Annotated in this window: 7 protein-coding genes; all 7 read left to right on the forward strand. The window is 46.4% G+C overall.

Annotation, left to right across the window (positions count from 1 at the left end):
• Positions 1 to 12 precede the first annotated feature (12 nt).
• The 7 genes from rsmC to A6E01_RS10465 all read left to right on the forward strand — a co-directional run bounded on the left by rsmC (position 13) and on the right by A6E01_RS10465 (position 10,972).
• Positions 13 to 1,032 (forward strand): 16S rRNA (guanine(1207)-N(2))-methyltransferase RsmC, encoded by a 1,020-nt coding sequence (gene rsmC, locus A6E01_RS10435; RefSeq protein WP_065210184.1) that lies wholly within the window; start codon positions 13 to 15, stop codon positions 1,030 to 1,032.
• 102 nt (positions 1,033 to 1,134) lie between these two features.
• Complete coding sequence (locus tag A6E01_RS10440) at positions 1,135 to 4,533, forward strand: hybrid sensor histidine kinase/response regulator (RefSeq protein ID WP_065210185.1); 3,399 nt, start codon at positions 1,135 to 1,137, stop codon at positions 4,531 to 4,533.
• 598 nt (positions 4,534 to 5,131) lie between these two features.
• A complete protein-coding gene (locus A6E01_RS10445) occupies positions 5,132 to 6,805 on the forward strand; it encodes an ABC transporter substrate-binding protein (RefSeq protein WP_017242574.1) in 1,674 nt (557 codons plus the stop codon).
• 147 nt (positions 6,806 to 6,952) lie between these two features.
• Positions 6,953 to 7,939, forward strand: a complete 987-nt coding sequence (locus tag A6E01_RS10450; protein WP_017028376.1) for an ABC transporter permease — start codon at positions 6,953 to 6,955, stop codon at positions 7,937 to 7,939.
• A 1-nt stretch (position 7,940) separates the two neighbouring features.
• Positions 7,941 to 8,969, forward strand: a complete 1,029-nt coding sequence (locus tag A6E01_RS10455; RefSeq protein WP_017028377.1) for an ABC transporter permease — start codon at positions 7,941 to 7,943, stop codon at positions 8,967 to 8,969.
• A gap of 2 nt (positions 8,970 to 8,971) precedes the next feature.
• Positions 8,972 to 9,958, forward strand: coding sequence for an ABC transporter ATP-binding protein (locus tag A6E01_RS10460; RefSeq protein ID WP_017028378.1), 987 nt, complete (start codon positions 8,972 to 8,974; stop codon positions 9,956 to 9,958).
• A gap of 18 nt (positions 9,959 to 9,976) precedes the next feature.
• Entirely contained in the window at positions 9,977 to 10,972 is a 996-nt protein-coding gene (locus A6E01_RS10465) for an ABC transporter ATP-binding protein (RefSeq protein ID WP_065210186.1), read from the forward strand.
• The last annotated feature ends 43 nt before the right edge of the window (positions 10,973 to 11,015 follow it).

Below are 11,015 nucleotides of genomic sequence, written 5' to 3' on the forward strand. Positions count from 1 at the left end.
AAGAGTAAATAAATGAGTGCCTACACCGCCCCAAGCCAGATAGCTGAACGTCAACTTGCCTACTTCGCAGGAAAACGCGTCGTCATTGCAGGAGAAGCAGAGGATCATTTCCCAAAACAGCTACAACAGCACGCTGAAGCGGTAACCGTGTTCACGACGCATTATGGCTATCATCAGCAGATGCAACGTATCGGTGTGGATAGCCAATTTGGTGTTGAGTTTGAAAACAGTGTTGATGCTGACATGCTTTTGCTTTACTGGCCAAAGGCAAAAAGTGAAGCTAAGTATCTGCTAGAGATGATGCTCAGCAAACTGCCCCCTGAGACAGAGGTTGCCGTTATCGGCGAGAATCGTTCCGGGGTAAAAAGCATTGAGAAAATGTTCAAAGAGTTTGGTCTTATTAATAAATACGACTCAGCACGCCGCTGCTCTTTTTACTGGGGCTTAAGCCAAACGCCACCAGCCTCCTTTGAGCTCAACGACTACTTTAAGTCTTATCAGGTTGAGCTAGAGGGTGTCTCTATCGAAGTTCAAAGCCTACCTGGCGTATTCAGCCATGGTGAATTTGATTTAGGGTCTAAACTGCTGCTCGCTAATCTCCCAAAACTCAATGGCAAGGTTCTCGATTTTGGCTGTGGTGCAGGCATTATTGGTGCGGCGATGGCACTGAAAAATTCATCAATAGAACTAGAGATGTGTGATGTGAGCGCTTTTGCGGTGGAATCAAGCAAGCGCACCTTGCAAGCGAACGGGCTTAAAGGGCGTGTTTTTGCCACCGACGTCTACTCTGAGGCGAGCAAGGACTACCAATTTATTGTCAGCAACCCTCCTTTTCACTCCGGATTAGATACCAGTTACAGCGCGACAGAAACCCTACTCGCCGAGGCACCAAAGCATCTTTCTCGTAGAGGTGAACTGGTCATTGTGGCGAATAGCTTCTTAAAATACCCTCCGATTATCGAAAAAGCCTTTGGTAATTGCGAAACGACAAGTAAAACCAATAAGTTCGCGATCTACCACGCAACGAAATAAAACTGTGTGAGGCAACACGCTTTTTTAAGCCTTTGCTTGCCTCACTGTATTTGGCGGGTACATTTCAGCAATGATGATCTCTTTATCAGACCCTAGTACCCTATGTCAAAAAATCACACTCGCCCAAAGTTTAAACGTCTGCAAAGCACCCTTATGGGCGCCTTTATGCTGGTCAGCCTTATTCCTATGCTGCTGGTTGCTTTCTTCTTTCTTCGTTCCCACACTCAAGACCTCCAAGAGCAAAGCACCACGTATCTAACCTCGATGAGGGATGGCAATGCTAATAAGGTTACCGCTTATATCGGCAATCTCGACTCAGAGGTGATTGGTTTTGTGCATTCGGAACTGGCTTACGCCAGTGGTGGACGATTTTATGGGTTGATTGACTCTTTCAGGCGCTTAGGTAAAGACTTAGACGAGTCTAGAAGCATTGGCCAACAGAGATACATTCCAGGCTCTGGAAATGCCATTCGTACGAAAACCGTCAGAGGCAATGAAAACTACACCAGTGTTGAGCGCTACCGATTACTGCACAAGCGCTATCATTCTACCTTCCAAAGTTTGTTAGAGCGCTCGGACTTCGACGATATCGCCTTGGTTGATCTTGAAGGCAACGTCGCCTATTCCGTGCAAAAATACGATTACTACGCAACGAACCTGAATTCAGAGCGCTACAAGAAAACCGAACTGGGTGGGCTATTCAAACAACTCAAAGACTACGTCGCCTCAAACAAAGACTCCTTAGAACAATACAATGACATCGTTCTGATGAGCGACTTTTCTATTGACGGTAACTCTGACAGCACAGAGGAAGTGGCTTGGTTTGCCGCCCCGATTGTGCAAAGAGGCTACTTACACAGCTACGCATTTTTCCGACTTCCACTGTCTGCGCTCACAGACCTTATCTCAGAGGAGCATCTGGTTAACCTGAATGTATCCTTGTTTGATAAGTCTTTAAAACTACTCGCAGACAGTAGCGAGGGCGTTGATTCAAAGCAAAGCTCCCCGGTCGCCATAAAGGCCCTTGAGGGTTCTGCCGAGGTTGAAACGTACGCCAACTTATCTGGCGACAATACCATCGCAGCCTACGCGCCTATCGATGTGCATGGCCTAACATGGGCAGTGGTGGTTGAGACCCCAGAAGAAATCGCATTTGAGCGAGTAAATCAGCTATTTAAGCTGTTTTTTATCATTGTATTAAGCGCTGCTGTTATCGTAGTGATCACCTCTCACTACCTATCGAACTTCATAACCAACCCTCTGCTTAAGCTTACCTGGGCCGCAGAGCGAATCTCGGCTGGCGACCTTAAAGAAAATGTAGAGGGCACTGAGCGCAAGGATGAGATAGGACGACTTGCAGTCAGCTTTGAGAGGATGCAACGTTCAATTCGAGAAAAGATTGAGTTGATCAAAGAGCAGAACAAAGAACTCGAGTTCAACCTAGATACCATCGCCACACAAAATGGTGAATTGCAGCTAGCGGATAAACTAAAAGATGAATTTTTGGCTACCACCTCTCATGAGCTAAGAACCCCACTACACGGCATGATTGGCGTCGCCCAAGCTATGCTCAGTGAGGCGCATGGAAGCGTGCCACCATCTCAAAAATATCAGCTAGAGATCATCATCAATAGTGGACACAGATTGTCCAACCTAGTGGATGATCTTTTGGATTATCATAAGATGCAATATGGCCATTTGCAGCTTGAACCTACTGCGGTTTCACTGTCGTCTGCATCTCAATTGGTTGTGGAATTATCAAAACACTTAGTCGATAAAAAACCCGTTCGCATCATCAATCAAATAGACAGCAGCTTGCCTATGGTCAGCGCCGATCCACAAAGGCTTGAGCAAGTGCTGTACAACCTTGTTGGCAACGCAATCAAGTTCACCTCAGAAGGTAAGGTGATCTTAAACGCAGATCAGCAAGGCGAACAGCTAAGAATACAGGTCATAGATACCGGACATGGCATCCCTAAAGAAGACCTAGACAATATCTTCGAGCCACTGACTCAAAGCAATTATTCTGGCTACCATCAAGGTACTGGTCTTGGGTTATCTATCAGTAAGCGCTTGATTGAAATCATGCGCGGTGAACTGACTGTGACTAGCCAACCTATGCTCGGCACTACCTTTACCATGACCCTGCCACTTGCGAGCAAGCAAGAGCTTGAAACCTTTAATAGTGAATCAGACACAGAGCACTACTCTCGTGAGGAGTTTCATCAAACCGAGTTTGATGAACAGTCTCTCTCTTTGCCCAATAATCCAGACGGAAAACTCGTCATGATTGCGGATGACGAACCCGTTAACCTCAAGATACTGGAGAGTTTCTTGCGAGTAGAAGGGTATAGGGTGGTGAGTGCACATAATGGTCGAGAGGTGCTCGACCTCATTGGCGAAGAAAAGCCCGATATTCTGCTGCTGGATATCATGATGCCAGAATTGAGCGGATTCCAAGTTTGTGAGTACTTACGTAATCAGTACAACTACAACGAGCTGCCAATCATCATGCTCACCGCCTTGAATCAAACAGAGGACAAAGTGAAGGGCTTTGACTGTGGCGCTAATGATTACCTAGTTAAGCCCTTTAATAAGCAAGAGCTATCAGCACGAATTCAGGTGCACATAAATGCCAGTCTCTCGGAAAGGCGCAAGCAGGAAAACGACTCATTGAGCGCTGAGCTAACCCAACGTGAAAGGGTTGAGTCTTTACTTTTGGAAACGCAAACCAAGCTTCTCGAGCAGCTAGAGAGCACTCCAGAGGCGATTGTTTGTATCAATGAGAACCACAAGATCACCTTTGCCAACAAATCTGCGACTGAGCTTCTCAAGCGCTCTATTGAGCAGATTAAGCGCTCACAGATTGAAGAGTTCATCGCGCCTAAGTACCTACAGTTTGATCAGCCTCACCGAAGCATGGATATCGATGTCTTCGTAGGTGAAACCAAGCAGGTCATTGCCAGCGATATCTTTACCTTGCCGTTGGAAACGGGCCTGCGAGGCATGATTATCTTCAATTCAGACCCAGATGACGCTAACCAACGCATCAACAACCTTGAAGTGGCGCTAGATGCCTTAGCCAGTTACGCGTTTGCTGGAGATAAGTCCCAACTGGAAGAGCTCAAAGAGCTTGGCGATGAGTTTGCAGACTTGGTTGGACAGTTGGATAACAGCAAGGACAGCAAGCAGCAGAATATGCGACAGCTTCTTGTAGACTGTATGTCATCCGCACTTGAATATTGGGAAAGCCATGACGGTAATACTAAATTCAATTTTGCTGAACAAAGTGGCCTGTGGCGTGTTTATCTTGATAGAAGCACCTTGCAGACAAGAACGCTAGACAAATACTTAAGGGTAGAAACTCTGCCTAAAACGCCTCGCTGGCGTACCGTTCTCAATTCCTTAGACTTTATTCTTGCGCACTCTAATCACGATGATGCGCAGCGAGCACAGCTGCTTGAATTAAGAGAGCAATTACAGAACTTAGTCGCACAATAATTCTCTCTTAAAGAGCTTATTACGCACTGTAATGAGCTCTTTTTTTTATTTCCGTCCCTTATTTTCCCTTTCTAAATAAGCCCTAAGAAAGGCAATTCATCCCGCTATAAAAAGCTCAATACAGGGCTCTAAGGTGCTGATTTATTCAAAATTGCGAGCATAATCACAACAAACTCATAGTCATATTTTTAACTTGCGAATAAAGTAATAAATCTTTGTTTAACCAAGATCACTGAGTTATAGCAACACATTGCAATCAATGCAGTTAAAAGTACAAAGAGTAAGTAAGCACTAACAATGCACGTACTTAGCATTATTCTTTGTATAAAAAAAGAACTTAAGTAGTGCTCACTAACGACACAATATTAACGATTTTGACATCAAAACCGTCTTGTTTAACGTTTTTGACGGGAATGTAAATTGACGATTTTGACTGGAGAGACAATTCTACTCTCAACCAATGGTTATCAGAGTCATACAGATGATCCGCCACAGTTAAGCAGTCACGTCGTTGGGTGGCACTGTTTAAGCAATAGGCTCAGGCAATCAAGCTTGGTTACTTACTAATAAAGAAGCAAACACAGACTAAGGATAAACTATGCTTGCTAACATAAAAAAAACAGTTCTTGCTACAGCGGTAATCGCAACTGCAGCTACTGCAATCTCAGCTCCAGCAGCAGCAAGATCGGAACTTACTATCGTACCTGATTTCTACCCTACAATGGTTCGCAACTTTAACCCCTACTTAGCAACGAACCTGCGTACTACTAGTGATTTTATCTATGAGCCACTGGTTGTTTTCAATGAGATGCACGGTAATACGCCTGTGATGCGTCTTGCTGAAAACTTCACAATGGCTGCTGACCTTAAGAGCGTTACCTTTGATATTCGCAAGGGCGTAAAATGGTCTGATGGTGAAGCCTTTAGCGCTGATGATGTGGTTTTCTCGTTCAACCTCGTGGCGTCACACGCGGCACTAGATCAAACTGGCATCAACAAATGGGTAAGCAAAGTAGAAAAGGTTAATGACCACCAGGTTCGCTTCCTTCTAACAGAAGGCAACTCAAACGTGCCTTATGAAATTGCCAAAGTCCCTGTTGTTCCAGAACATATTTGGTCAAAGGTTGAAGATCCAACGTCTTTCACCAATGAAAACCCAGTGGGTTCAGGTCCATTTACTGAAATTGATACCTTTACACCTCAGTTGTACATTCAGTGTGAAAACCCTAACTACTGGGATGCAGACAACCTAGATGTTGACTGCCTTCGTGTTCCCCAGATTGCCAACAACGATCAGCTTCTAAGTAAGATTGTGAACTCTGAGCTGGATTGGACATCGTCTTTCATTCCAGACATTGACCGCACCTACAAAGCCGCTAACCCTAATCACGGTTACTGGTACCCACCAGCAGGCACGCAAGCTCTGGTCGTTAACTTTAAGAACCCAGATCCAGCGAAAAACGAAGCACTTACTAATGTAGACTTCCGCCGCGCTATGGGTATGGCCATTGACCGTGAAACCATCATTGATATCGCGTTCTATGGCGCAGGTACTGTGAATGACTTTGGTTCAGGTCTTGGCTATGCATTCGAGGCTTGGTCTGATGAAGGCACTCACAGTCAGTTCCAGAAATTCAACTCATACCACCCAGAAGATGCACAAAAGCTACTGAAAGAAGCTGGGTTTAAGGACACTAATGGCGATGGTTTTGTTGAAACTCCATCAGGTAAGTCTTTTGAGCTGTTAATCCAATCTCCAAACGGTTGGACAGACTTTAACAACACCGTTCAACTGGCTGTAGAGCAGTTAAACGAAGTGGGTATCAAGGCGCGCGCTCGTACTCCTGAGTTTGCGGTATACAACCAAGCCATGCTTGAGGGTACTTACGATGTGGCTTACACCAACTACTTCCACGGTGCAGATCCTCACCTATATTGGAACAGCGCATACAACTCTGCTCTGCAAGAAGGCAGCGGTATGCCTCGCTTCGCAATGCACTTCTACAAAAATGAAGAGCTAGACAACCTATTGAACAGTTTCTACAAAACTGCAGATAAAGGTAAACAAATGGAGATTGCCCATGGTATTCAGCGCATCATTGCTGAACATCAGGTCACCATCCCAATCATGTCTGGTGCAAGTAACTACCAGTACAACACCACTCGATTCACAGGTTGGTGGACTGAAGACAACGCTAAGGGCCGTCCAAATGTATGGGCTGGTATTCCTGAGCGCCTACTTCACGTGCTGGATCTAAAACCTGTCGAGTAATCGACGCTCAAAGGCGCACCAAATGGTGCGCCGTTAATTCCCCTCAAAGTCAATAACAACTATGGCGCGAAAACGTCAGGGGATTCTTCGCTCAAAAAGCGAAATTTATCCGATATAAGGAATAAATCGGATACTTAAGGTGTAGGTATGGGATATTTTCTAAGACGTTTATCGTTCTATTTTATCGCGTTGCTGGTAGCAGCGACGATTAACTTCATTATACCGCGAGCAATGCCTGGTGACCCCGTTACCATGATGTTTGCGAACGCGACAGCCCAAGTGACTCCAGAGCGCATCGAGGCAATGAAACAACTGTTGGGTTTCGTTGATGGTCCTCTATGGATGCAATACATCACTTATATCAAGAGTATTCTTAGCTGGGAGCTAGGTACTTCGATCAAATTCTACCCATTGAGCGTTAATGAATTACTGGGCGGCGCCTTTGGTTGGTCTTTATTTCTAGCTGGAACCGCAGTAGTACTTTCATTCTCTATTGGCTCAATACTGGGGATCTTCGCCGCTTGGAAGCGTGGCAGTAAGTACGACACCTTTATCACCCCAGGCATGCTAGTTATTCAAGCCGTACCTCAGGTCGTTATCGCTATGTTGGCGATGTTCATCTTTGCCATTGGTCTTAAATGGTTCCCTACCGGTTACGCCTATACCGCAGGCATTACACCAGACTGGACAAGTTGGGAGTTCGTAAAGAACGTTGCCTATCATGCCGTACTGCCTTTGGTTTGTGCCTCAATCGTGCAAATTGGTGGCTTCCTCGTGAATATGCGTAACAACATGATCAACTTGCTCGCCGAAGATTACATCACCATGGCAAAGGGGAAGGGGCTTAGCGAAAACCGCGTTGTGTTTAACTACGCGGCGCGAAATGCCTTACTACCAAGTGTCACCGCCCTTTCTATGTCACTCGGGATGGCGATTGGTGGACAGTTAATTATCGAAATCATCTTCAACTACCCAGGCCTTGGCACTGTGCTGTTTAATGCCATTACTGCTCGCGATTACCAAGTGCTGCAAGGGCAACTGTTGATCATGACCCTATTCATGCTGTTCTTTAACTTGCTAGCCGACATGCTGTATGTGCTGCTAGATCCTCGCCTACGCAAGGGAGGCAAGTAACATGAAAGACATACTAAAACTGGTTCGAGGCAATACGGTGGCCATGATAGGTGTGGCGATCCTAAGTACATTTTTATTTATCGCTATTGCTGCCCCATTGATCACTCAACACGCTCCGGACAAACGTACCGGTAAGCCCCATGAGTATCCAGGCTTGATAGTGAAAGCCGCTCAAGCAAACCCGGAGGGGTGGGTTGCACAAAATCTGGCAACGGATAGCCGCACTCTACGAATGTCTAAGAAGGCAGAGCACACCTTAGGCACAACGCGTATGGGACGAGATGTCTGGGCACAGGTCGCCTATGGCGCTCGCGTATCTTTGGCTGTTGGCTTTGGTGCTGGCTTAACCGTGTGTTTTCTTGCCACCATTATCGGTGTTTCCGCTGGTTACTTTGGTGGCAAGGTTGATGAATTTCTGACGGCCGCCATGAACATCATGCTGGTTATCCCTCAATATCCATTGCTGTTTGTTGTTGCCGCATTTATTGGCGAGGCAGGACCACTAACCATAGCGCTAATTATCGGTCTCACCTCTTGGGCGTGGGGTGCTCGCGTTGTCCGAGCCCAGACCCTCGCATTGCGCGAAAAAGAGTTTGTTAAGGCGGCTGAAGTATTGGGTGAGTCCTCATTTAGAATCATCTTTGTCGAGATACTGCCAAACCTTATCTCTATCGTAGGGGCTAGTTTCATTGGCTCCGTGATGTACGCCATCATGATGGAGGCCACCATCTCCTTCTTAGGAATGGGCGACCCTAACACCATCAGCTGGGGCATTATGCTTTACAACGTACAAACCTCCTCTTCTATGCTGATTGGCGCTTGGTGGGAGTTATTGGCTCCTTGTATGGCACTGACACTATTGGTCACAGGCCTAGCTCTGCTTAACTTTGCAGTTGATGAAATTGCTAACCCACAACTTCGTTCTCACAAGGGTATGCGTCGCTGGAAGAAAATGGCCAAGTTAGACAAGAAAGAACGTAAGCCTGAACCGGTTAAGGTTCCAACCCACCCTATCATGCGCGGAGACTGATCATGACTGAACCACTAATTTCTGTGCGCAATCTTTGTGTGGATTACATTACCGATGCTGGCGATGTACGAGCGTGCAATAACGTAAGCTTTGATATCGCTCCCGGTGAAGTATTTGGCCTAGCGGGTGAATCTGGCTGTGGTAAATCCACCGTCGCCTTCTCTCTTATGCGCCTGCATAAGCCACCTGCTTTTATCTCAGGTGGAGAGGTGATCTTTAACGGCGAAGACATTCTTCAATACAGTGATGATCGTATGCAGGCGTTTCGCTGGAGTGAGATGTCTATGGTATTTCAAAGTGCCATGAACGCCCTTAACCCAGTATTGCCAATGGAAGAGCAGTTCTGTGATGTCATCATGCGACACACTAGCATGACTCGAGAGCAAGCCATTAAACGCGCAGAAGGGCTACTGGAGATCGTTGATATCCACCCTAGCCGACTCAGTGATTACCCGCACCAATTCTCAGGCGGCATGCGTCAAAGATTGGTGATTGCGATTGCTTTGGCCTTGAACCCTAAGATGATCATTATGGATGAGCCCACTACAGCACTTGATGTGGTGGTGCAGCGAGAGATCTTGCAGAAGATCTACGCGCTAAAGGAAGAGTTTGGTTTCTCTATCTTGTTTATCACACACGACCTTTCACTGATGGTGGAGTTTTCTGATCGCATTGGCATCATGTACTCAGGTGAGCTGATTGAAGTGGCTCCTGCCAAGCAAATTCTTGAACAGCCGTTCCACCCTTATACTCGCGGCTTAGGCAGTTCTTTCCCTCCGTTGACGGGCCCTAAAACCAAATTAACGGGTATTCCTGGTAACCCATTGAACCTACTAGAAATCCCTGAAGGTTGTCGCTTTCAGGCACGTTGCTCTCAGGTTACTGAGCGATGCAAAACAGTGCCCACACAATTGCGTCAAATAGAGCATCAGCGCTTTTCAAACTGTCACCTGTTTGGTGAACCTATCGCACAACAAGAAGTTAGCTAAGGCCAATGGAGAAGTAACATGAGCAAAGCAACAGGCGAACTACTCATTGAAGGCAAGAACTTAGTTAAAGACTTTCCTGTGAGCAGCAACGCACTAAAAAACCCGATGATGCGCGCGATCAATGACGTGTCATTTAAGATGTATAAGAGCCGTGGATTATCGGTAGTCGGCGAGTCAGGCTCAGGTAAATCTACCACCGCTAAGATGATCGCCAAGATGTATGCACCCAGTGGCGGCAGCATCGAATATCGTGGTCGTGATATCCAAACCATCACTAAAAAGTCAGACCTCATGCGCTACCGCGAGGGCGTGCAAATGGTATGGCAAGACCCGTTTGGCTCTCTCAATCCAACCCACAACATCTTTCACCATATTGCTAGACCCCTTCTGATCCATAAGAAGGTGTCATCAGGAAATAAGAAAGAGCTGCAAGAGCGCGTGTATGATCTTCTTGAGCAGGTGGGCCTCATCCCGCCAAAGGAAACAGCAGAGAAATTCCCGCATCAACTCTCTGGCGGTCAACGCCAAAGGGTAAACCTAGCGCGAAACATTGCCGTTGGTGCAGAGGTGGTACTTGCTGATGAACCCACCTCAATGCTGGATGTGTCTATTCGTGCAGGCGTGCTAAACCTGATGGAAGAGATGAAGTTTGAAAAGCAAATGTCTCTTTTGTACATCACTCACGACATCGCGACGGCACGCTACATAGCAGAAGATATCGCCGTTATGTATGTGGGTCACATGGTGGAATGGGGTGATACCGATGAAGTGATTGCCCACCCGCAACACCCATATACGCAATTATTAGTCTCTGCAGTGCCCGATCCTGCCAAATCTATTCATGAAAAACTGGCAGGAAATAAAGGTGAGATACCGCTTTGGACCCCAGAATCTGCTGGCTGTCCTTTTGCTGGGCGCTGCTTACACGCTACCGATAAATGTAAAGATAAACTCCCTGAAGTCACTCAACTGTCCGATAACCACTTTGTTCGCTGTTACTTGCACGAGGGTTAAGGGTGGCTTCTGTTTTGGCCCCCATTATTGGGGGCTATTTTTC

The sequence above is a fragment of the Vibrio breoganii genome (assembly GCF_001677275.1).
Lineage (GTDB): Bacteria > Pseudomonadota > Gammaproteobacteria > Enterobacterales > Vibrionaceae > Vibrio > Vibrio breoganii.